Raw genomic sequence first — 21147 nt, forward strand, 5'->3', positions numbered from 1 at the left:
GCATTATCAAACCAATACACTATGACACTCAAAGGAAAGCCCGCCAAATAAAACTGCTATCCTTGTTGATGTGTAGCGGTTTCAGGTGGTGCGTTTTTTATTTTTATTTGACTGGCATGCCGCCAGAAATAAAAAAGCCCCCAGATATTTGGGGGCCTGAAGTTATTATTTTCTGAAATCTAATGGCACCTGGCCGGACTGAATGTACATTGCTACGTTATCAAATGTAATCATTTTTGATTTACAAAAAATACATTTTGCCCCGAATGGGTTTCCTTCAGTAACATCAAAGGTTGATGTTCTGTATTGGGAACCATGGCAACATGGACAGCGAAAGTGAATATGATTAGTAATAATAGTTACCTCAAAGCGCCACAACATTAATTGCGGATGGACCTTTAGGTCCCTGCTCCACACCGAATTCGACTTTCTGGTTTTCATTCAGTGTCTTAAACTCATTACTTTGAATCGCTGAGAAATGAACAAAGACATCTTTGCTGCCATCTGCAGGCGTAATGAAGCCAAAACCTTTTTCAGGATTGAACCATTTAACTAAACCAGTCATTTTAGTAGACATATATTTATTCCTTAATTTGAGCCTTTCGGCAAGCTTGGTTTTTATGACAGAAACTTCGTAGTGCTTAATGAAGAGACTCAAAGAGGGGATAAACGGATTACACCTGAAAATGAGAACTGCTTGAGTAAACTACTTTGTATATCGTCTGTTATTCAAACCGACCGGATCATTAACGCACGGGCACCGAGATTAAGCAACTCTTATTTTAGCCATCCGGAGTCCCTTATAGCCAACAACACGGCATGAGTTTTGTTTAGCCAGGCGTAAAGCGCGGCAAATGGAACATGCAAATGCTCAGATGGTCTATACAGTATAAGAAGCATGAATGGCCGCCAACGCCCCGTTGCAGGTTGATATACTAAAGCTGAAGCTGGCAACGAGCGCCACCAACATGCTTCAGGTGGGGTGTCCGCGAATTTGCTTTAGCAAAAACAATGTGTTAATCGATCATACAATCTTTAGTGAGACCGAATTGTTCATCGTAGAACACAATTAGTAGGAAGCTTATAAGGAAATCATTATGCGCTATTCGAAACTCTCTCTGCTGGTTCCATGTGCACTACTTCTCAGCGCCTGTACGACCGTGACGCCGGTCTATAAAGATAACGGCACGCGTAGTGGTTCATGCATAGAAGGTGGGCCAGACAGCGTGGCTCAACAATTCTATGATTACCGTATTCAGCATCGAAACAATGACATTACCGCCCTTCGTCCGTACCTGAGCGACAATCTGGCTAAACTGCTGACCGATGCCAGCCGTGATAATGCACACCGCGACCTGTTTAACAGCGATCCGTTCTCCAGTCGCGCTACGTTACCAGACAGCGCCAGTGTCGCCAGCGCATCGACTATTCCGAATAGTGATGCACGCAACATTCCACTGCGCGTAGAGCTGAAACAAGGTGACCAAAGCTGGCGTGATGAAGTGCTGATGATCCGTGAAGGTCAGTGCTGGGTCGTTGATGATGTACGCTATCTGGGCGGCAGCGTACACGCGCCAGCCGGGACGCTGCGCCAGTCTGTCGAAAACCGCTAACCGCCCCATTCACCCGCTTAAATCATAACCCCCATAAATTGTCTGGCATTCTGCATAGAATGCCGACATTTATTCTTGACCACTGGTGGCCCCGCTATTTTGTGCTATGTTTAGAGAAGAATGCGGTTTGCATTTAACTTTTAACGCATAAATATTGCATAACTATTCTGTCAAAGGTAGTATCTGCGGCTTCAATAGCTATCAGACTGCCAGTATCGAGTGTCAATGAGTATTCAATTAAACGGCATTAACTGCTTCTACGGCGCACATCAGGCGCTGTTCGATATCACGCTGGATTGCCCTCAGGGTGAAACACTGGTGTTACTTGGCCCAAGTGGAGCCGGGAAAAGCTCGCTGCTGCGCGTACTCAACCTGCTTGAGATGCCGCGCTCGGGCACGCTCTCTATTGCAGGCAACCGTTTCGACTTCACGAAGACCCCGTCAGATAAAGCCATTCGGGATCTGCGTCAGAACGTAGGCATGGTCTTTCAACAATATAATCTCTGGCCGCATCTCACGGTTGTGCAGAACCTGATTGAAGCACCCTGCCGCGTACTGGGTCTGACAAAAGAGCAAGCGATGGCGCGCGCCGAGAAACTGCTGGAACGTCTGCGCCTCAAGCCTTACAGCGATCGTTACCCATTACATCTTTCCGGTGGCCAGCAACAGCGTGTAGCCATTGCCCGCGCGTTGATGATGGAGCCGCAGGTGCTGCTGTTTGATGAACCGACCGCCGCGCTTGACCCGGAAATTACCGCCCAAATCGTCAGCATCATTCGCGAACTGGCGGAAACCAACATTACTCAGGTGATCGTCACCCACGAAGTGGAAGTTGCACGTAAAACGGCCAGTCGTGTGGTGTATATGGAAAACGGTCATATCGTCGAGTTTGGGGATGCGAGCTGCTTTGCCAACCCGCAAACCGAAGCGTTTAAAAACTATCTTTCTCACTAAGATTCGGGACAATACAATGAAAAAAGTTCTGATTGCCGCGCTAATCGCAGGTTTTAGTCTTTCCGCTACCGCAGCCCAAACCATTCGTTTCGCCACCGAAGCGTCTTATCCTCCGTTTGAATCTATCGATGCGAATAACAAGATCGTAGGTTTTGACGTTGATCTGGCAAACGCGCTGTGTAAAGAGATTGACGCTACTTGTACCTTCACCAATCAGGCCTTCGACAGCCTGATCCCAAGCCTTAAATTCCGTCGTTTTGACGCGGTAATGGCCGGTATGGACATCACCCCAGAGCGTGAAAAACAGGTGCTGTTCACCACCCCTTACTACGACAACTCTGCGCTGTTTGTGGGCCAGCAGGGTAAATACACCAGCATTGACCAGCTGAAAGGTAAAAAAGTCGGCGTTCAAAACGGTACTACGCACCAGAAATTCATCATGGATAAACATCCGGAAGTGACCACTGTGCCGTATGACAGCTACCAGAATGCCAAACTCGATCTGCAAAACGGTCGTATTGACGGCGTCTTTGGTGATACCGCAGTAGTAACCGAGTGGCTGAAAGACAATCCTAAGCTTGCCGCGGTTGGTGACAAAGTGACGGATAAAGATTACTTCGGTACAGGTCTGGGCATCGCGGTACGCCAGGGCAATACCGAGCTGCAGCAGAAGTTTAACGCTGCGCTGGAAAAAGTGAAGAAAGATGGGACTTACGAAACCATCTACAACAAATGGTTCCAGAAGTAATATTTGATGAATGAATTTTTTCCTTTAGCAAGCGCCGCCGGGATGACCGTCGGCCTTGCCGTTTGTGCGCTGATCATTGGCCTTGCACTCGCCATGTTTTTTGCCGTCTGGGAGTCAGTAAAATGGCGCCCGGTGGCATGGGCGGGCTCGGCCCTGGTCACCATCCTGCGCGGTCTGCCAGAAATTCTGGTGGTTCTGTTTATCTATTTCGGCTCCTCACAGCTGCTGCTGACGCTGGCCGATGGCTTTACGATCAATCTCGGGTTTGTACAAATCCCGGTTCAGATGCAGATCGAAAACTTCGACGTCAGCCCGTTCCTGTGCGGTGTCATTGCACTGTCATTACTGTACGCCGCTTACGCATCACAAACGCTGCGTGGCGCGCTGAAGGCCGTGCCACTCGGACAATGGGAATCAGGTCAGGCGTTGGGTTTGTCTAAAGCCGCGATCTTCTTTCGTCTGGTGATGCCGCAGATGTGGCGTCATGCCTTACCGGGACTGGGTAACCAGTGGCTGGTATTGCTGAAAGATACCGCGCTGGTCAGCCTTATCAGCGTGAACGATCTGATGCTGCAAACGAAGAGTATTGCCACCCGCACCCAGGAGCCGTTTACCTGGTACATTGTGGCGGCCGCTATTTACCTGGTGATTACGCTGGTGAGTCAGTACATTCTCAAACGCATTGACCTACGCGCGACACGTTTTGAGCGGAGACCAGGCTGATGCTTGAGTATTTACCTGAATTGTTGAAAGGGCTGCATACCAGCCTGACGCTGACGGTCGCCTCCATCGTGGTTGCTCTGGTGCTGGCGCTGATCTTCACCGTCATCCTGACGCTGAAAACGCCGGTGCTGGTGTGGCTGGTTCGCGCTTATATCACGCTGTTTACCGGTACACCGCTGCTGGTGCAAATCTTCCTGATCTACTACGGACCAGGACAGTTTCCGGCATTGCAAGAATATCCGGTACTGTGGCATCTGCTCTCTGAACCCTGGTTATGCGCCTTAATTGCGCTGTCGTTAAACAGTGCGGCCTACACTACGCAACTGTTCTACGGCGCTATCCGTGCAATCCCGGAAGGCCAGTGGCAGTCCTGCGGAGCGTTAGGGATGAGCAAAAAGGATACGCTGGCGATTCTGTTGCCGTACGCCTTTAAACGCGCCCTCTCCTCGTATTCCAACGAAGTGGTGCTGGTATTTAAAAGTACCTCACTGGCTTACACTATCACGCTGATGGAAGTCATGGGCTATAGCCAGCTGCTGTACGGTCGTACTTATGACGTTATGGTCTTCGGTGCGGCAGGTGTGATTTATCTGATCGTCAACGGTTTGCTGACGCTGATGATGCGCTTAATCGAACGTAAAGCGCTGGCGTTTGAACACCGGAATTAAGCATATGCCTGATGGCGCTACGCTTATCAGGCCTACGGTTCATGCACCTTTTGTAGGCCGGATAAGGTGCTAGCACCGCCATCCGGAAAATATGCATAAAGCAAAATAATGAAGATGGACAAGAACCTAAATTGTCCGTCTTTTTTTATACTATAAAAATATTTAATCATTTTTATTGCATATAAATTCATTAAATGGCATTGTTACTCCACGCCGCAGACACGGTAATAATCATAAGATTGACAGACGGGAGTTCCACCATGAAAAAGTTAGTACTGGCTGCATTACTTGCTACTTTCGCCGCTGGCGCCTCAGCTGCTGATAAAATTAGTTTCGGTGTATCAGCCACGTATCCGCCATTTGAATCACTGGACGCGAGCAATAAAATTGTCGGTTTTGACATCGACCTGGCAACGGCGCTGTGCAAACAAATGCAGGCAGAATGTACTTTCACCAATCACGCTTTCGACAGCCTGATCCCCGCGCTGAAATTCAAGAAATATGATGCGGTAATTTCCGGAATGGATATCACACCTGAGCGTAGCAAGCAGGTTGCATTTACTCAGCCTTACTATGCCAACTCCGCACTGGTGATTGCGAAAAAAGACACCTATAAAACCTTTGCCGACCTGAAAGGTAAGCGCATCGGTATGGAAAACGGCACCACCCATCAGAAATACCTGCAGGACAAACATCCTGAAGTGAAAACCGTGGCCTACGATAGCTATCAGAATGCGATTATCGACCTGAAAAATGGCCGTATTGATGGCGTATTTGGCGATACCGCTGTGGTTAACGAATGGCTGAAAACCAACCCGCAGTTAGGCGTTGCCACTGACAAAGTAACCGATCCGCAATACTTCGGTACTGGCCTTGGCATCGCGGTTCGCCCGGATAACAAAGCCCTGCTGGAAAAACTGAACAGCGCGCTGGCGGCAATCAAAGCTGACGGCACGTACCAGAAAATCAGCGATCAATGGTTCCCGCAGTAACGTCTGCCCAATCTGAAAAGCCGCACTCTGCGGCTTTTTTTATCTCTTCGCCTGCGCTTTCAGTCAGTTCTTACGCCATAAACGCTTTCCTGGCATACACTTGTTAAAACGAAAAAAAGTGAGGCAAACGGATGATAGCGTTCCCTGCCAGTTTACTGATCCTCAATGGAAAAAGTGCTGATAATCTCCCCCTGCGTGATGCCATTGCGAAGCTTCGCGATGAAGGCGTGGAAATCCATGTTCGCGTGACCTGGGAAAAAGGCGATGCCCAACGCTACGTTGATGAAGCTCGTCAGCTAGGCGTTGCTACGGTGATAGCCGGCGGCGGTGACGGCACCATCAACGAAGTTTCGACAGCGCTGATTCAGTCGCAGGGTGGCAATATTCCAGCGCTGGGTATTTTACCGTTGGGAACGGCGAATGACTTTGCCACCAGCGTTGGTATACCCGACGACCTTGATAAGGCGTTAAAGCTGGCTATCGCTGCAAATGCGACTGCGATCGATATGGTGCAGGTCAACGATAAAACCTGTTTTATCAACATGGCGACCGGGGGATTTGGCACGCGCATCACCACCGAAACGCCGGAAAAACTCAAGGCCGCACTGGGCGGTGTATCGTATTTTATTCACGGATTAATGCGCATGGATACGCTCAAGCCCGACATCTGTGACATTCGTGGGGAGGATTTTCACTGGCAGGGTAAAGCGCTGGTGATTGGTATCGGTAACGGTCGCCAGGCCGGTGGTGGGCAACAGCTTTGCCCGACGGCGCTGATCAACGACGGCCTGCTGCAACTGCGCATTTTTACCGGCGAAGAACTACTACCAGGACTGCTTTCGGCGTTAACGCAATCCGAAGACAACCCTAACATTATTGACGGCGCATCATCGTGGTTTGATATCCGCGCCCCGCATGAAATTACCTTTAATCTCGATGGCGAACCGCTCAGCGGACAAGAGTTTCATATTGAAATCTTGCCCGCGGCGTTACGTTGCCGACTGCCGCCGGGTTGTCCGCTATTGCGCTAACCCAACGACAATCCGAGGGATCAGGCAATAGTGACTTTGCTGTCCAGATAAACGTCCTGTACGGCGTTAATCAACTTAACGCCGTCGGCCATGGTTTTCTTGAACGCTTTACGCCCCAGAATCAGCCCCATACCACCCGCACGTTTGTTAATAACCGCCGTACGCACTGCATCGCTCAGGTCGGTGTCGCCGCCGGCCGCCCCGCCAGAGTTAATTAACCCGGCACGTCCCATATAACAGTTCGCCAGTTGGTAACGCACCAGGTCAATTGGATTATCGCTGGTCAACTTGGTATAGACGCGATCGTCGGTGTAGCCAAAATTAACCGCTTTATACCCGCCGTTATTTTCCGCCATTTTCTGCTTAACGATATCCGCTCCAATAGTGGCAGCCAGATGGTTAGCCTGCCCGGTAAGATCGGCGGAAACATGGTAATCCACGCCATCTTTTTTAAACGCGGAGTTACGCAGATACGCCCACAGCACGGTAACCATACCCAACTCATGTGCGCGCTCAAACGCTGCTGAAATCTCTTCAATCTGGCGGCGAGATTCCTCAGAACCGAAATAGATGGTTGCCCCTACCGCAACCGCACCCATATTGAACGCCTGCTCTACGCTGGCATACAGCGTCTGGTCAAAGGTATTCGGATAGCTGAGCGTTTCGTTGTGGTTAATTTTAACGAGGAACGGGATACGGTGCGCGTAGCGGCGGGAGACTGAAGCCAGCACACCGTAAGTCGATGCCACGCAGTTGCACCCTGCTTCGATAGCCAACTCCACAATATTCTTCGGATCAAAGTATAGCGGGTTAGCGGCAAACGAAGCCCCAGCAGAATGCTCTACCCCCTGATCCACCGGTAGGATCGACAGATACCCTGTCCCGGCAAGTCGCCCCGTGTTATACAGCGTCTGCATATTACGCAGCACGGCAGGCGGCCGGTTGTTATCCACCATCACGCGATCGACGTAATCATGTCCAGGCAGGTAAAGTTGGTCAGAAGGAATGGTCATACAACGATGCTGTAAAAGGCTGTCGGCATCTTTGCCAAGCAACTGCGCAATATCAGTCATAGCTATGCTCCCGTAAGTTCCGGTTTAAAACCGGAATATGGATTGTCCTGACCCGCCTTTTTGCGGGCAGCATTAAGCCTGGTACCGACTGCGCTTTTTTTCCATCTTTAGCGCACTTTTCAGCAACTTCTGCTGGCTCGATTCAGGAAAAAATAATGTTAAGACGGTCAAAGTTTAATCTCAAAGGTATTTTAAAGGTATTATTGAATGGTACTATCAGCGCGTACCTTACCTGTCATGAAGGATTTAAAGATGAAAACTACAGTTAAGCTGTCGTTCATGATGTTTGTAGAGTGGTTTATCTGGGGCGCCTGGTTTGTACCACTGTGGCTGTGGCTGAGTAAAAGTGGCTTTAGTGCCGGTGAGATCGGCTGGTCCTACGCCTGCACCGCCATTGCGGCGATCCTGTCGCCCATTCTGGTCGGTTCAATCACTGACCGCTTTTTCTCCGCGCAAAAAGTGCTGGCGGTGTTGATGTTCGTCGGCGCTATTCTGATGTACTTCGCCGCCCAGCAAACCACCTTTAGCGGATTCTTCCCTCTGTTACTGGCCTATTCGTTGACCTATATGCCGACGATTGCGCTGACCAACAGTATTGCTTTTGCCAACGTACCGGATGTTGAACGTGATTTCCCGCGCATCCGCGTGATGGGCACCATTGGCTGGATTGCCTCCGGTTTGGCCTGCGGTTTCTTACCGCAAATGCTTGGCTATAACGACATCTCACCGACCAATATTCCCCTGCTTATCACTGCCGGAAGCTCCGCATTGTTAGGCGTTTTTGCCTTCTTTTTACCGGATACGCCGCCAAAAAGTACCGGCAAAATGGATTTCAAAGTTATGCTGGGTCTGGATGCGCTGATCCTGCTGCGCGATAAGAACTTCCTCGTCTTCTTCTTTTGCTCTTTCCTGTTTGCGATGCCACTGGCGTTCTATTACATCTTTGCCAACGGTTACCTGACAGAAGTCGGTATGAAAAACGCCACCGGCTGGATGACACTGGGCCAATTCTCTGAAATCTTCTTCATGCTGGCGCTACCGTTTTTCACCAAACGCTTTGGCATTAAAAAGGTATTGTTGCTTGGTCTTATTACTGCGGCGATCCGCTACGGATTTTTCGTTTACGGCGGTGCGGAAGAATATTTCACTTACGCCCTGCTGTTTCTCGGCATTCTGCTGCACGGCGTCAGTTACGACTTCTATTACGTCACGGCTTACATCTATGTCGATAAAAAAGCGCCGGTCCACATGCGCACCGCAGCTCAAGGGCTTATCACCCTCTGCTGTCAGGGGTTCGGCAGCCTGCTCGGTTACCGTCTGGGCGGCGTGATGATGGAAAAAATGTTTGCTTATCAGGAACCGGTTAATGGTCTCACCTTTAACTGGGCTGGCATGTGGGGATTTGGCGCGGTCATGATTGCCGTCATTGCCGTGATGTTTATGATTTTCTTTCGCGAATCAGACAAAGAAATCACCGCCATTAAGGTGGACGATCGCGATGTAGCGTTGAAACAAGGGGAAGTAAAATGAAAGCAGAACGTATTCTCGGTGCTCTTTATGGGCAGGCGTTAGGGGATGCGATGGGCATGCCGTCGGAACTGTGGCCAAGAACCCGGGTAAAAGCACACTTCGGTTGGATCGACCGTTTTTTGCCCGGCCCTGCGGAAAATAATGCCGCCTGCTATTTTAACCAGGCGGAGTTCACTGATGACACGTCCATGGCACTATGTCTGGCAGATGCCCTGCTTGAGTGCGACGGCGAAATTGTGCCAGACGTTATTGGTCGCAATATTCTGGCCTGGGCCGAGCAGTTTGATGCCTTTAATAAAAACGTGCTCGGCCCGACCTCGAAAATTGCGTTGAACGCTATTCGTGACGGTAAACCGGTCGCCGAACTTGAAAACAACGGCGTGACCAATGGCGCGGCAATGCGCGTTTCCCCGCTGGGATGCCTGCTGCCCGCCCGCGATCTTGATGCCTTTATCGATGATGTGGCACTGGCCTCCAGCCCAACGCATAAATCGGATCTGGCTATCGCGGGAGCCGTTGTCGTCGCGTGGGCGGTATCGCGCGCCATCGACGGAGGAAAATGGTCAGAGATTGTCGACGCGCTACCTGCCATTGCCCTGCATGCGCAGCAAAAACGAATCACCACTTTTAGCGCATCGCTTTGTGCACGCCTTGAACTGGCGCTGAAAATCGTCCGTAACGCCGATGGCGTCGAGTCCGCCAGCGAGCAGTTGTATCAGGTTGTGGGGGCAGGAACCAGCACCATTGAGTCCGTTCCTTGCGCTATCGCCATGGTTGAGCTGGCACAGACCGATCCTAACCGCTGCGCCATTTTGTGCGCTAACCTCGGCGGCGATACCGACACCATCGGGGCGATGGCAACCGCCATTTGTGGTGCATTACACGGCGTGAGCGCGATCAACCCAGCATTGAAGCAGGAGTTGGACGCGGTGAATCAGCTGGACTTTACCCACTACGCCAACGGGTTAATGCGACTGCGCGAGCAGCGGGAGGCGCTATGAGCAACACGCATCTGCAACAACTTCTCTCGCAGTTACGTACACAGCGGCCAGTAACGGTGGTGGGTGCGGCGGTGATTGATGTCATTGCCGATGCGTATGCCCTCCCCTGGCGCGGCTGTGACATCGAGCTCAAGCAGCAAGGTGTTAACGTTGGCGGCTGCGCACTCAATATCGCCGTCACGCTTAAGCGTTTAGGTATCGATGCCTGCAATGCTCTACCACTGGGTCAGGGAGTGTGGGCCGACATTATCCGCAACCGGATGACAAAAGAGGGACTGCATAGCCTGATCGACAATGCCGAAGGCGATAACGGCTGGTGTCTGGCGCTGGTGGAGCCGGATGGCGAGCGTACCTTTATGTCTTTTAGCGGCGTTGAGAATCAGTGGAATGCCGCCTGGCTGGCACAGCTGGATATCCCGCGTCATAGCCTGGTGTATCTTTCGGGTTATCAGCTAGCGTCCCCGTGCGGTGAATTGCTGGTGCAGTGGCTGGAAGGTCTGGAAGAGGTGACACCATTTATCGATTTTGGCCCGCGCATCGGCGACATTCCCGAGCCCTTACTGGCAAGAATTATGGCCTGTCGTCCGCTGGTGTCACTTAATCGTCAGGAGGCGGAAATTGCTGCCGAGCGGTTTGCATTAAGTCAGGATGTGGAAGGTTTTGGCGCAGAATGGGTGCAGCGTTTCACCGCACCGGTGGTCGTGCGTCACGATAAAGACGGCGCATGGTATTTCAGCACACAGACATCCGGCTGCGTACCGGCATTTGCAACGGCGGTCGTTGATACTATCGGCGCAGGTGACAGCCACGCTGGCGGCATGCTGGCTGGGCTGGCGTCTGGCTGGACGCTGGCCGACTCAGTGCTGTTAGGTAACGCGGTGGCGTCCTGGGTAGTTGGACATCGCGGCGGCGATTGCGCCCCGTCACGCGAGGAGCTACTCCTCGCACACAAAAACGTATAGATCGCTACGACAGTAACTGATGCTGTATTCAATAGGCCGTTGCTGCTGGTCAAGCGCTACCTGCTTGATCACCAGTACCGGCACTTTGCTATCCATTTGAATGTGCGCCTGGAACTCTGCGTCAGGCATTCTGGCGCTAACACGTGAGCGCGTGCGCTGCGGGAAAATATGCTGGCTACGAAAATAGTCATACAGCGAAACACCGATGGCATCCACGTCATGAATTAGATGTGCGGGTACCCAGGACTCTTCAATAGAGACTGCGTCTTCGTCAACGTAACGAATGCGTTTGAGCAGGAAGACATCACTCCCTGCGACAACAGCCAACTGCTGTGCCACCTCTTCCGGGCAAGGCACAATTCTTTTGTTAACCCACAACGTATCCGGTTTTTTACCGCGCAACACCACCTGCTGAGAAAAACCGCGCGCTTCTTTAAGCGAATACTCGAAGATATTGTTAATTTGCGTTCCGTAACCGCGGGCACGTGTTACTACACCTTCTTCTTCCAGAGCCTGCATCGCCTTGCGTACCGTAATCCGAGAAACGCCGGTCAACTGGCTGAGGTCGCGCTCGCCGGGCAGGATATTGCCGTGCTCCAGGATCCCACTGCGCACAGCATTCTTCACCGTCTGCGCAAATTTCATATACAGCGGCGTGTTATCCGCCGCTGAAATCCGTTCATTCAGTTGTGCGATAAGCTGGGTATGCGCTTGTTCCATTTATCTTTTTCCTGGCCGCCGTTTCTGCAGCCAGTATACCCATTACCACCACGCGTGGAAATGATGCACCGGACCGATTCCTTCGCCAACTTCCAGCGTGTCGGCCTGTGCCAGCGCCGCTGAAAGCCACAGTTTGGCTTCCTGTACGGTATCGGCCCAGTTGTTATGGCGCGGACGCAGGGCTGCCAACGCCGCCGATAGCGTACAACCGGTGCCATGGGTATTTTTGGTCATCACCCTTGGTGCGGTAAAACGCTGCTCACCATCGCGCGTAAAGAGCCAGTCGGGGCTTTGTGCACCATCCAGATGACCGCCCTTCATCAACACTGCCTCGCAGCCCAGCGCCCGTAGCGCCCTTCCCTGCTCTAACATCTCCTGCTCAGTCTGCGCATGCGATGCCCCGAGCAGTGCAGCAGCTTCGGGTAAATTAGGGGTGATAATTGAAACCTGCGGCAGCAAACGGGTACGCAACGTTTCTACCGCCGAGGGCGACAGCAACGGATCGCCGCTTTTCGCCAACATCACCGTGTCCAGCACCACATTTTGTACTCGATGGCGACGTAAACGTTCGGCAACAGCTTCGACAATATCCGTCTCAGCCAGCATACCGATTTTAGTCGTATCAATACGCACATCATTGAACACAGAATCCAACTGCGCGGCGACAAAATCAGGTTCAATGCGATACACCGACTGCACCCCACGCGTATTTTGCGCCACCAACGCCGTGATAACGGAACAGCCGTAAGCGCCCAGCGCCGAGAAGGTTTTTAAATCAGCCTGAATACCCGCGCCACCGCTTGGGTCGGTTCCGGCGATCGTTAATGCGTTAATCCGTTTCATGCTTGCTCCTGGGCGTTCAGGTTATAGAGGGCGTCGAGAAATGCCGGGACAAAGCTGCCCGGTCCGTTTGATTGTTGTGTGGCTATTTGCCCGGCCTGTTTCATCCAGCTACAGGCGGAGGCGACGTTATCAAGTCGGTCACCACGTAAAGCGCAACTGGCCGCAACAACCGCTGATAGCGCGCATCCGGTGCCCACCACGCGAGTCATCAACGGGTCACCACCGTCTACGCAAACGGTACGCTGACCATCGGTGACGTAATCCACTTCGCCGGTAACCACGACAATGGTCCCAATCTGACGAGCCAGCGCCTGCGCTGCCGGAAGCGCAGCGACAGCCGTATCGGTTGTATCCACGCCGCGTCCCCCACCGTTCATGCCGGCCAGAGCAAGTATTTCCGAAGCGTTGCCACGAATAGCCGCAGGCTGTAGTGACAATAATTCCAGGCAGAAGCGGCGGCGAAACTCAAGCGCGCCTACGGCAACGGGATCGAGCGTCCACGGGGTTTTAGCATGATGAGCCTGCTCAACTGCGGCACGCATCGCCGTGGCCCGTTCCCGAGTTAAGGTGCCGACATTAACCAGCAATGCACTGGCAATAGCGGCGAATTGGCTGGCTTCTTCAGGCTCGATCACCATCGCAGGCGATGCGCCCAGCGCCAGTAACGTATTGGCAGTAAAGCTTTGCACGACCTCATTGGTCATACAGTGTGTGAGCGGGGATAAGGTTCTAAATTGGTGCAAAGTGTGAGCCGCGAGCGCGCGGCTGTGCAGGTCAGGCTGCATGGTTCAGCTCCTGCCCGCGCGAAGAAGGGACACGAGCAGTGTCAGACTTCCCTACGCTGGCATTATCCAGATCAGGTGGTACGGGTATTTCTCAGCCTTCACCAGAAGGGCACCCCGAGTCGTTGAAACACAAACGTAATACGCTGGTTTCAGTAACAGGATACTGCCTGTGCTTAACGATGTAAATTGGCGCACTCCCCACTCCCGCAGTGAAACTACTGGTCAAGGTTGTTGCAATTCTGTACTTTCATTTACACTTTTTACGAAATGACTGGAGTGATCACAAAATAGTGCTTGTCAGACATCCGGTATGCCAGGAATGATACATGACTGATTTTGATGACCCGAAGAGGTAGAGAGGATGGGTATGAAGAATAAAATGTTGCTGGGTGCACTTCTGCTTGCAAGCAGCGTCGCCTGGGCCGCACCAACTGCAACAGCTGCCCCCACCGGTATCGATAAGTATGAACTGAGCAGCTTTATTGCTGACTTCACCCATTTCAAACCCGGTGACAAGGTTCCACCACTATATCTCACCGAAGAATACACCATTAAACAGTGGAATCTGCGCAACCTGCCCGCGCCGACGGCAGGCACCCACTGGACCTACATGGGCGGCGCGTATGTGCTGGTCAACGATGCCGATGCTAAGATCATTAAAGCCTACGACGGCGAGATTTTTTATCATCGGTAATTAATTTCCCCCTTGCGCAATTGCGAGGGGGATTCAAATGAAAATTGATATTCAATCATAAATTATGTTAATTTTTGCAAGAGCACTAAAATCGCCTGGGTGAATTTTATTCTTATCATACACATAATATCTTGCTTTAATTGGTATATTGTAAGACGCTCTAAGCGGCAAACCTTTTTGAATATCCTGCAATGACGTTGCACCAGCTCGCGTACTTTGGGATGATGATATTTTTATTTTATTATCATTCTGATCACTTAAAATAAAACCTATACCATCGAAATTGTTATCTATCAATATATTATCATTACCGATATTTTTTAAATCTACACTGCTAAGAAAAACCGAAGCATTTCTTGTTGAATTGCCGTTCAAGGAGTTAATACAGTTAAGAATGATATTCCCCTGGCCTATAATGTTGCTAACCATACCACTTTGCGGCAATGCTGAAAGCGATACATCCGGTAGTGTGATGTTAACATCATTTTCTATATCACACGTTGAATCAGGTGGGACATAGCTAATGGTAACGTTTTTAGCAAAACTTACCTGACTTGGATTAGTAAAATTGTACCACAACATCCTTAAAGCCATGCATATATTTTTTGTTGTAAGTGGGTTTTCACATTCACTTCTTACCCTTTCTTCCAAATTTCTAATTGTAGACGCCTGAATAATACTTTCAATGGTAACGGAGCCATTGGAAGAGGAGAAATCCATCTTATCTGAATTATTCGCAGGGGTAATATGTAGCGAATGGCTAACACTCACTACCTTGGTGCTGTTCCCTATTATTACCTGACCTTTTTCTGGATCTGATATTTCCATTTTTAGCTTAAGTGAATCATTATAAAGAGAAAAATATATCACTTTTAATGGCAACCAATAGTCAAGTGATTCACCCGATGCGGTGCATTTTATCGGACCAAAGGAACTAATAATAGACTCAGTATAACTCCCCGAGGATGAAAATGACTGAGGGATATTAATCACTCCAGTAACTGTAGTATTCTCGGATGTACAGGTTGCATATAAATCAAATGAAAAAAAAAGTGTTAACATAAAAAAGATAATTTTCATGATTGACTCTCCACCTTACCGACAAATATAAATTTTACTTTCATCAATCGTTTTATCGAAGGTGATTGAGCATGAAAGTCCCTGTTGTTTATCGACAGCTACTTTTATCTCTGATGGCACTTCATTAGTGCGAATAAAGAGCTGGCTTCCCTGGCCGACCACGCCAATATTGTGTCCATGAATATCTTCTACTTCATAACCAAACGTCAGCGGTGAACCATCAGGACGCAACGCCCGGATATACCAGGGTTTACGTTGGTCGGTATCAAACCTCGCCAGAACAACTGCTCCCCGATATGGGGCTGCATTACGCCGATTCCCTTGCAGATCGGTTTCACTATTAGTATTAGAAACATCCAGCATCAAGTGGTTTTCACGATAAGGCGTTAAGCCATCGTAGACCACCACGCCATTACGGTTGGTGGTGCGGTATTTCTGCCCGTTCACATACGCCCCTTCCAGCCCTGGCGCATGCATCACGGCAAAGGTTTCTGATAATCGGTTGGCTAAATTCAAGCCACCAGACCAGGCCACAAGACCACCCGAAATGCTGCCACCAGCTTGCGTATATTTAGACGACTGGCTGTAGCTGCCGTTAAGCGTAGCAACTGGCGCATTCCACGTCAGATTGCCGCCCGCCGTTGTTTCACTGCCCTGCCGTTGATGGCTAAGATTAACGCCGTAATTAAACTGATCGCGACTTCCTGCGGTACCGGAAAGCCCGGTATTGTTAGAAGCAAAACCATCATCATCAAAAGTCGTTGAGTTAGACACATACAAATGTCTGCGCGGAGCGCTAATATCATCTCCCCAGTCAAACGGAATGGAGATAAAGATATTAAAACGTTTATCTTCGTGATGATCCTCGTTGTAAGTCTGACTAGCTGAAAAGGTATAGCTTATCCGTTGCCAGCTATTGGAATAACTCAGCTGATAATCTTTGCTGCTACCGCTACGCCCCCAGTAATCGCGCCAAAGCGTACTGAGCGAAAACGAGCCCCAGCCTTGCGGCAAAGACTGACTGACGTTCGCCGAAAAGCTGTTCTTACGGCCAAAATCATTCTGATAATAATCTGCAATGTCATACACATCGTCTTCATCACGACGGTAGTTATTTTTGTTATTTGACCAGACGTGATCGTTAAACGTGCGATAGTCCTTGGAAGAGTAGCGATACGCCGCTAAGCCAAAACGGGTGGCTGTTTGCGTCAAATACTTGTTATAGGCGATCTGATAACTTTGCCCGTCAAATACATCGCCATTATCCTGCTTACTATGGGACTGTGTTGCATCAACAGAAATCGCGCCAATACGCGTATTCCAGCCAGTACCCAACGTAAACGCATTGTAGTTATCCGCCAGCATGGTACCGCCGTACAGCGTTAACAGATTATTCAGCCCGTACTGATAGCTCATCTGTGCAAAGTCGGTCTGGTTACTGGCGCCTTCGATATGGCTACGCCCAGCCGCAAAATCATATTTTGAGACACCCGGCTGCAACATATTGGGCACCGCAGCATAGGGCACCAGATAGGTTGTTACCGATCCGTCAGCCTCTTTGATGCTAACATCAAGATCCGCACCGCCGCCTGCAAGCTGTAAATCCGCAATAGAGAACGGGCCTGGCGGAACCTCTTTCTGGTAGACCACAAAGCCGTTCTGTTCGATGGTGACCAGCGCGTTACTTTGCGCAATCCCCTGCACCAGCGGCGTAAAATTCTGTTTTGAGTTCGGCAGCATCTGCATATCACGATACAACCGTACGCCGCGAAAACGCACTGCATCAAAAATATCTGATGAGGTATACATATCCCCGGCACGCAGCGTTCCGAGAATTTGCGGGATGCCGCGTTCCAGATACAGGGTGTTGCTTTTCCACTCCCCGCTGCTGTCATCGGTTTTGTTATAACTGGCATCGGAATGCAGCTGCCAGCCCAGCAGGTTTAACCCGCTGGTGAAACGCGCGTAAGTACTTTTACTGTTGCCAGAATCCTTATAGTCGCTGTAATACTGGCTGGCATAGTACGAGGTATAGAAGGCATTAATGCCACGATCCCAGTTCTCAGGAGGAACGTACCCTTGCTCAAGTTCATCGACAAACGCCTGCGGAACGCTAAGATCCAGACGAAACGTGCCGATATTCCAGGCATAACTGCCCCCTTGTACCGCCTGCTTCAAGGTTGGGCATTCATTCTTCTGGTCCAACGCTTGTATATTTATCCCCAGACGCGTTAATGCATCGCGGGATAAACAGGTGTCATCCGGATGATCCTTAACGGTAATTTCATACTTACCACGCCACTGTTTATTGACGTAGATATCAATATCATATTGGCCAGGCAGTGGTTGATTATCATCGAGGCGAAAATCAGAAATCTTTTCACCCTTCATTCCACCCATCATAAAATTTGTATCAAACGTTTCTTCTGCGGCATGAGCATCAATGCCGAGTAGCAACAGTAATACCGCCGAAGCAATCGGAGTCATCCTTAACATAACCAGCTCCTGTTATTTTAGGCTGACGTTATCGCTAATATAATTACCGTGATCGTCTATAATGGTCATTTTATATTGATTGGTATTAGCACTTTTTAACGCCACATCTGCACTGGAGAGCGGTGCGAGCATAATGCTTTCGTTATTTATCTTGACATTGTTAGCTTTTACTTCCGTCACCGTGATCCAGTTAGCCGCATCATTTTTAATGGAGTAAATACCGCCGCTACGTTTCATAGACAGTTTTTGAAACGTATGCTTATTAACTTGAGAAATACCTGTAGGTCTATAAATTAGTTTTATCCTATTCTGCATCGCGAACTTGAGTATATTTCTTCCTGCGCTGTCAGGATTATTCGGTGGAATATCCAGTACATTGAGATAAAACAAGCTTTCTTTATTGTTAGGCAGCATATTAGACATTTTTTTAATTTTTAACTGCTGGCCTGAGTTTCCAGCCACCTTTGCAACCGGGGGGGTAATCATAAATGGCACATGAATTTTTTCCGGAGGTAAAGAACTATCGCCGTCATCAATCCATGACTGTACCAGTGAAGATCGGTTCCCTTGGTTCATCAACTGGACTAATACTTCCTTTTTATCTGCTGGGTAGATAACGCGAGTACCGTAGATCACAATTCCCGCATGGGCGGGCATAATGATTGATGATATAATTAATGCGTAAAATCCTTTCATTCATTATCCCTTCAGATTAACTACCGGCAGTACAATACTGCCGGTTATAATTTATTCCTGAACAACTTTCAGAGTCACAGTGGCATTTACATCACCAGTGTTCACATCCGTTGCCCTTTTAGCGTAACGAGCTGCAAGATCGAGTTTATATACACCATCTTCTGTTGCTGGAAACTCGCTTAAAGGAATACCTTCGCTTCCAGATTTAGCAATCGATTTATTGTTATGGAACAGTTTAAAACCTACTCCAGTATCCAAGCCAATATTAGGTATAATAATATCGTTATTGTCAACGTCATTAGCAGAAATGAAAACCTTAACATTTGAAGCGTTTTTACATTTAATTTCCAATGGTGAACTGGCACGTCCCTCTCCATAGGTTACATCATCTCCGACGTTAACCTCATTGAATAAAGAATCCGGAATGCTAGACAATGTAATTGTAGCTTCTGTCGCGCCATCAACAAACTGACATGAAGTTCCGGTTACCTTACCGCTAATATTTAAAACTCCGGAATCAGAATCAACAGCAAAAGCCCCAGCGCTCATAAATACAGCAGACAATACAGCAGCAGAAATAATTGAACGTTTCATAGTATCTTCCTTAATCAAGTAATTTCTATTTATTAAGAGTTGTTATCTCTTGAAATTAAATTCGCACAACAAAAACGTTATCGCAATGTGAACGCGTTGTTTTGTTGATTTAAAACAAGTTACTAATTGCAATATAATTGCAACAAATAAGTTAAGATAAATATTATTTATATATTTAATAAATTAGCGTTATTAATTGTCGTTTTTTATTTTCTAGAGAAATAAAAAAGCACTCATCATTCATGCAAATGATGAGTGCTTAATATCAACGCTGAGATTCTTAGTCTAATCGTAACGGTTTAACACTATCTGTCGCATAGAATCCCCTGGTACAGAAACGATCTCGGTCACGACGCCCTTCGCTGGAACAGGATCCACATGACTGACATTTGAAAGATGAAGAGATTGACCACATTTCTGTTGAACGTTGTTATTCACGACGTCAGCACTACAGGTTGGTTCAACGACTCGCCCACTGATTGTTAAGGTCGCAGTATCGGAAGCGAAGGTAGGGGCGCTCATTCCATAAGTCAGAGCTATAATTCCCATCAGTAAACTTTTTTTCATTTTAATCGTTATTCCTGTGGTTAGCATCAAATAGCATACAGAGGACCTGTTCAGCAGATTATGGGCATAACACCCTGTTTGAACCAATTGAAATTGTAGATTAATGAGATAGATTTGATCAATTATAATGATGCATCGAGGTGATTTATTCGGAAAAAGGCATGAATTATAAACGCAGAGTGAACAATATCGTAAGATTTTTAAATTTAATATATTCACCGCATCAATAATACATTGATACGGTGAATATCTGTAACGCTATAAATTACACCGCGCGGAAGGCAATCTCGCCCGGAATAACTTCTCCTTGCCAGTAGAGCTGTGCAGCCACTCGTCCTGCCAGGTCGCGGTAAATAGCAGTAAATTCGCTATCAGGACGGCTAATCACCGTCGGTGTACCACGATCGAGGTCCTCACGCAGAGAAATATGCAGTGGCATCTGTCCCAGCAGTTGAGTGTGATACTGCTCAGCCAACTTCTGTGCCCCACCGGTACCAAAGATCGGTTCATGGTGACCGCAGTTGCTGCAAATATGCATACTCATATTCTCAACAATACCCAGTACCGGCACTTCGACTTTTTCGAACATCACGATGCCCTTTTTCGCATCGATCAGCGCGATGTCCTGCGGCGTAGTGACAACAACTGCGCCCGTTACCGGAATGTTCTGCGCCAGCGTCAGCTGGATGTCACCGGTGCCCGGCGGCATATCCAGTACCAGATAATCAAGATCCGGCCATAAGGTTTCCTGCAACATCTGCAGCAGCGCTTTGCTGGCCATCGGGCCGCGCCATACCATCGCGTTATCGTCAGTGACCAGATAACCAATGGAGTTCGTTGCCAGACCATGAGACATGATCGGTGCCATGTGGGTACCATCTGGCGAGGTTGGACGCTGGTTTTCCGCGCCAAGCATTGTCGGGATAGACGGACCATAAATATCGGCGTCCAGAATCCCTACCTTCGCCCCTTCTGCAGCCAGCGCCAGCGCCAGGTTCACGGCGGTAGAGGATTTACCCACGCCACCTTTACCTGAACTGACGGCGATGATGTTTTTCACACCATTAATACCCGGCTGGTTTTTCACGCGTTTCAGCGTCGCGATGTTATGCGACAGTTTCCAGTCGATCGCTTTAGCACCGGTAATACGCAGCAGATCGGCGCTACATTGCTCTTTTAAGTCCTCAAACGCGCTATGCCAGACAAACGGCATGACCAGCTCAACGTGCAACGTGTCATCCATCCAGGCGACGTGGTGCAACGCTTTAAGCGTCGTCAGATTATGCTTCAGGGTTGAATGCTGAAAATTCGCCAGCGTCCCGGCAACCATGGCGCGCAGGGTCTCTGGTGATTTGGCCTGGGATTGTGCGTTCATCC

General features: G+C 49.3%; 23 protein-coding genes and 1 riboswitch. Of the genes, 11 read left to right on the forward strand and 12 right to left on the reverse strand.

Annotation, left to right across the window (positions count from 1 at the left end; all coding sequences use genetic code 11):
• Positions 1-165 precede the first annotated feature (165 nt).
• Positions 166-354 (reverse strand): cold shock small protein YmcF, encoded by a 189-nt coding sequence (gene ymcF, locus OGY04_RS19730; RefSeq protein WP_239606550.1) that lies wholly within the window; start codon positions 352-354, stop codon positions 166-168.
• A 10-nt stretch (positions 355-364) separates the two neighbouring features.
• Positions 365-577, reverse strand: coding sequence for a cold shock protein CspG (gene cspG, locus OGY04_RS19735; RefSeq protein ID WP_020996661.1), 213 nt, complete (start codon positions 575-577; stop codon positions 365-367).
• Positions 578-1097: 520 nt separating this feature from the next.
• Here cspG and OGY04_RS19740 point away from each other — a divergent pair.
• The 7 genes from OGY04_RS19740 to yegS all read left to right on the forward strand — a co-directional run bounded on the left by OGY04_RS19740 (position 1098) and on the right by yegS (position 6729).
• Positions 1098-1613 (forward strand): lipoprotein, encoded by a 516-nt coding sequence (locus OGY04_RS19740; RefSeq protein ID WP_003834409.1) that lies wholly within the window; start codon positions 1098-1100, stop codon positions 1611-1613.
• Positions 1614-1838: 225 nt separating this feature from the next.
• Positions 1839-2567: an arginine ABC transporter ATP-binding protein ArtP gene (gene artP, locus OGY04_RS19745; RefSeq protein WP_003027295.1), complete on the forward strand. Its 729-nt coding sequence runs from the start codon at positions 1839-1841 to the stop codon at positions 2565-2567.
• Between the two features lie 16 nt (positions 2568-2583).
• The gene (gene artI / locus OGY04_RS19750; protein ID WP_003027298.1) at positions 2584-3315 is read left to right on the forward strand and encodes an arginine ABC transporter substrate-binding protein ArtI; all 732 of its coding nucleotides are present in this window, start codon (positions 2584-2586) and stop codon (positions 3313-3315) included.
• Between the two features lie 6 nt (positions 3316-3321).
• Positions 3322-4038 carry an arginine ABC transporter permease ArtQ gene (gene artQ / locus OGY04_RS19755; protein WP_003027301.1) on the forward strand — a complete coding sequence of 239 codons (717 nt, stop codon included), beginning with the start codon at positions 3322-3324 and terminating at the stop codon, positions 4036-4038.
• Complete coding sequence (gene artM, locus OGY04_RS19760; RefSeq protein ID WP_003840185.1) at positions 4038-4706, forward strand: arginine ABC transporter permease ArtM; 669 nt, start codon at positions 4038-4040, stop codon at positions 4704-4706. The genes artQ and artM overlap by 1 nt, the downstream gene beginning before the upstream one ends.
• 260 nt (positions 4707-4966) lie before the next feature.
• Positions 4967-5698: an arginine ABC transporter substrate-binding protein ArtJ gene (gene artJ, locus OGY04_RS19765; RefSeq protein ID WP_003027308.1), complete on the forward strand. Its 732-nt coding sequence runs from the start codon at positions 4967-4969 to the stop codon at positions 5696-5698.
• Positions 5699-5829: 131 nt separating this feature from the next.
• The gene (yegS, locus tag OGY04_RS19770) at positions 5830-6729 is read left to right on the forward strand and encodes a lipid kinase YegS (RefSeq protein ID WP_048215937.1); all 900 of its coding nucleotides are present in this window, start codon (positions 5830-5832) and stop codon (positions 6727-6729) included.
• Between the two features lie 20 nt (positions 6730-6749).
• On the opposite strand, the gene fbaB is transcribed toward yegS, so the two are convergent.
• A complete protein-coding gene (gene fbaB, locus OGY04_RS19775) occupies positions 6750-7802 on the reverse strand; it encodes a class I fructose-bisphosphate aldolase (protein WP_286585925.1) in 1053 nt (350 codons plus the stop codon).
• A 252-nt stretch (positions 7803-8054) separates the two neighbouring features.
• Between fbaB and OGY04_RS19780 the strand changes: the two genes are divergently transcribed.
• From OGY04_RS19780 to OGY04_RS19790, 3 genes are read left to right on the forward strand one after another with little or no spacing between them, the layout of a single operon-like run.
• Positions 8055-9332: a nucleoside permease gene (locus tag OGY04_RS19780; protein WP_008785233.1), complete on the forward strand. Its 1278-nt coding sequence runs from the start codon at positions 8055-8057 to the stop codon at positions 9330-9332.
• Positions 9329-10333: an ADP-ribosylglycohydrolase family protein gene (locus OGY04_RS19785; protein ID WP_060683555.1), complete on the forward strand. Its 1005-nt coding sequence runs from the start codon at positions 9329-9331 to the stop codon at positions 10331-10333. Before OGY04_RS19780 ends, OGY04_RS19785 begins: the two co-directional genes overlap by 4 nt.
• Positions 10330-11295 (forward strand): PfkB family carbohydrate kinase, encoded by a 966-nt coding sequence (locus tag OGY04_RS19790; protein ID WP_286585926.1) that lies wholly within the window; start codon positions 10330-10332, stop codon positions 11293-11295. The genes OGY04_RS19785 and OGY04_RS19790 overlap by 4 nt, the downstream gene beginning before the upstream one ends.
• Here the strand turns inward: OGY04_RS19790 and OGY04_RS19795 are convergent.
• The 3 genes from OGY04_RS19795 to thiM are packed head-to-tail and all read right to left on the reverse strand — an operon-like array spanning position 11269 to position 13643.
• On the reverse strand, positions 11269-12015 hold the full coding sequence (locus tag OGY04_RS19795; RefSeq protein WP_008785236.1) for a GntR family transcriptional regulator: 747 nt from the start codon (positions 12013-12015) through the stop codon (positions 11269-11271). The two genes, OGY04_RS19790 and OGY04_RS19795, sit on opposite strands and share 27 nt — an antisense overlap.
• Before the next feature lie 42 nt (positions 12016-12057).
• A complete protein-coding gene (thiD, locus tag OGY04_RS19800) occupies positions 12058-12858 on the reverse strand; it encodes a bifunctional hydroxymethylpyrimidine kinase/phosphomethylpyrimidine kinase (protein WP_057068846.1) in 801 nt (266 codons plus the stop codon).
• Positions 12855-13643 (reverse strand): hydroxyethylthiazole kinase, encoded by a 789-nt coding sequence (thiM, locus tag OGY04_RS19805; RefSeq protein WP_079934526.1) that lies wholly within the window; start codon positions 13641-13643, stop codon positions 12855-12857. The genes thiD and thiM overlap by 4 nt, the downstream gene beginning before the upstream one ends.
• Positions 13644-13674: 31 nt before the next feature.
• A riboswitch (TPP riboswitch) is annotated at positions 13675-13770 on the reverse strand.
• Between the two features lie 234 nt (positions 13771-14004).
• Here thiM and OGY04_RS19810 point away from each other — a divergent pair.
• Positions 14005-14337 carry an RcnB family protein gene (locus OGY04_RS19810; protein WP_286585929.1) on the forward strand — a complete coding sequence of 111 codons (333 nt, stop codon included), beginning with the start codon at positions 14005-14007 and terminating at the stop codon, positions 14335-14337.
• 51 nt (positions 14338-14388) lie between these two features.
• On the opposite strand, the gene OGY04_RS19815 is transcribed toward OGY04_RS19810, so the two are convergent.
• The 6 genes from OGY04_RS19815 to apbC form a co-directional block, all read right to left on the reverse strand.
• The gene (locus OGY04_RS19815; protein WP_286585930.1) at positions 14389-15417 is read right to left on the reverse strand and encodes a fimbrial protein; all 1029 of its coding nucleotides are present in this window, start codon (positions 15415-15417) and stop codon (positions 14389-14391) included.
• Between the two features lie 15 nt (positions 15418-15432).
• Positions 15433-17913, reverse strand: a complete 2481-nt coding sequence (locus tag OGY04_RS19820; protein WP_286585932.1) for a fimbrial biogenesis outer membrane usher protein — start codon at positions 17911-17913, stop codon at positions 15433-15435.
• A gap of 12 nt (positions 17914-17925) precedes the next feature.
• Positions 17926-18609, reverse strand: coding sequence for a fimbria/pilus periplasmic chaperone (locus tag OGY04_RS19825; RefSeq protein ID WP_286585934.1), 684 nt, complete (start codon positions 18607-18609; stop codon positions 17926-17928).
• 51 nt (positions 18610-18660) lie between these two features.
• Positions 18661-19203 carry a fimbrial protein YehD gene (yehD, locus tag OGY04_RS19830; protein WP_286585936.1) on the reverse strand — a complete coding sequence of 181 codons (543 nt, stop codon included), beginning with the start codon at positions 19201-19203 and terminating at the stop codon, positions 18661-18663.
• Between the two features lie 285 nt (positions 19204-19488).
• Entirely contained in the window at positions 19489-19770 is a 282-nt protein-coding gene (locus OGY04_RS19835) for a DUF2574 family protein (protein ID WP_048234930.1), read from the reverse strand.
• A 265-nt stretch (positions 19771-20035) separates the two neighbouring features.
• Positions 20036-21145: an iron-sulfur cluster carrier protein ApbC gene (apbC, locus tag OGY04_RS19840; protein ID WP_003027343.1), complete on the reverse strand. Its 1110-nt coding sequence runs from the start codon at positions 21143-21145 to the stop codon at positions 20036-20038.
• Between the last annotated feature and the right edge of the window lie 2 nt (positions 21146-21147).

This window comes from Citrobacter sp. Cpo091, assembly GCF_030332645.1.
Lineage (GTDB): Bacteria > Pseudomonadota > Gammaproteobacteria > Enterobacterales > Enterobacteriaceae > Citrobacter > Citrobacter portucalensis.

Excerpts from the sequence above, each read along its gene's own strand:
- yegS (WP_048215937.1), top strand. The coding sequence starts at position 5,830 with ATGATAGCGTTCCCTGCCAGTTTACTGATCCTCAATGGAAAAAGTGCT.
- yehD (WP_286585936.1), bottom strand. The coding sequence starts at position 19,203 with ATGAAACGTTCAATTATTTCTGCTGCTGTATTGTCTGCTGTATTTATG.
- cspG (WP_020996661.1), bottom strand. The coding sequence starts at position 577 with ATGTCTACTAAAATGACTGGTTTAGTTAAATGGTTCAATCCTGAAAAA.
- OGY04_RS19835 (WP_048234930.1), bottom strand. The coding sequence starts at position 19,770 with ATGAAAAAAAGTTTACTGATGGGAATTATAGCTCTGACTTATGGAATG.
- fbaB (WP_286585925.1), bottom strand. The coding sequence starts at position 7,802 with ATGACTGATATTGCGCAGTTGCTTGGCAAAGATGCCGACAGCCTTTTA.
- OGY04_RS19810 (WP_286585929.1), top strand. The coding sequence starts at position 14,005 with ATGGGTATGAAGAATAAAATGTTGCTGGGTGCACTTCTGCTTGCAAGC.
- artJ (WP_003027308.1), top strand. The coding sequence starts at position 4,967 with ATGAAAAAGTTAGTACTGGCTGCATTACTTGCTACTTTCGCCGCTGGC.
- artP (WP_003027295.1), top strand. The coding sequence starts at position 1,839 with ATGAGTATTCAATTAAACGGCATTAACTGCTTCTACGGCGCACATCAG.
- artQ (WP_003027301.1), top strand. The coding sequence starts at position 3,322 with ATGAATGAATTTTTTCCTTTAGCAAGCGCCGCCGGGATGACCGTCGGC.
- apbC (WP_003027343.1), bottom strand. The coding sequence starts at position 21,145 with ATGAACGCACAATCCCAGGCCAAATCACCAGAGACCCTGCGCGCCATG.
- OGY04_RS19740 (WP_003834409.1), top strand. The coding sequence starts at position 1,098 with ATGCGCTATTCGAAACTCTCTCTGCTGGTTCCATGTGCACTACTTCTC.
- OGY04_RS19780 (WP_008785233.1), top strand. The coding sequence starts at position 8,055 with ATGAAAACTACAGTTAAGCTGTCGTTCATGATGTTTGTAGAGTGGTTT.
- artI (WP_003027298.1), top strand. The coding sequence starts at position 2,584 with ATGAAAAAAGTTCTGATTGCCGCGCTAATCGCAGGTTTTAGTCTTTCC.
- OGY04_RS19825 (WP_286585934.1), bottom strand. The coding sequence starts at position 18,609 with ATGAAAGGATTTTACGCATTAATTATATCATCAATCATTATGCCCGCC.
- OGY04_RS19815 (WP_286585930.1), bottom strand. The coding sequence starts at position 15,417 with ATGAAAATTATCTTTTTTATGTTAACACTTTTTTTTTCATTTGATTTA.
- thiD (WP_057068846.1), bottom strand. The coding sequence starts at position 12,858 with ATGAAACGGATTAACGCATTAACGATCGCCGGAACCGACCCAAGCGGT.
- OGY04_RS19785 (WP_060683555.1), top strand. The coding sequence starts at position 9,329 with ATGAAAGCAGAACGTATTCTCGGTGCTCTTTATGGGCAGGCGTTAGGG.
- thiM (WP_079934526.1), bottom strand. The coding sequence starts at position 13,643 with ATGCAGCCTGACCTGCACAGCCGCGCGCTCGCGGCTCACACTTTGCAC.
- OGY04_RS19790 (WP_286585926.1), top strand. The coding sequence starts at position 10,330 with ATGAGCAACACGCATCTGCAACAACTTCTCTCGCAGTTACGTACACAG.
- artM (WP_003840185.1), top strand. The coding sequence starts at position 4,038 with ATGCTTGAGTATTTACCTGAATTGTTGAAAGGGCTGCATACCAGCCTG.
- OGY04_RS19795 (WP_008785236.1), bottom strand. The coding sequence starts at position 12,015 with ATGGAACAAGCGCATACCCAGCTTATCGCACAACTGAATGAACGGATT.
- OGY04_RS19820 (WP_286585932.1), bottom strand. The coding sequence starts at position 17,913 with ATGTTAAGGATGACTCCGATTGCTTCGGCGGTATTACTGTTGCTACTC.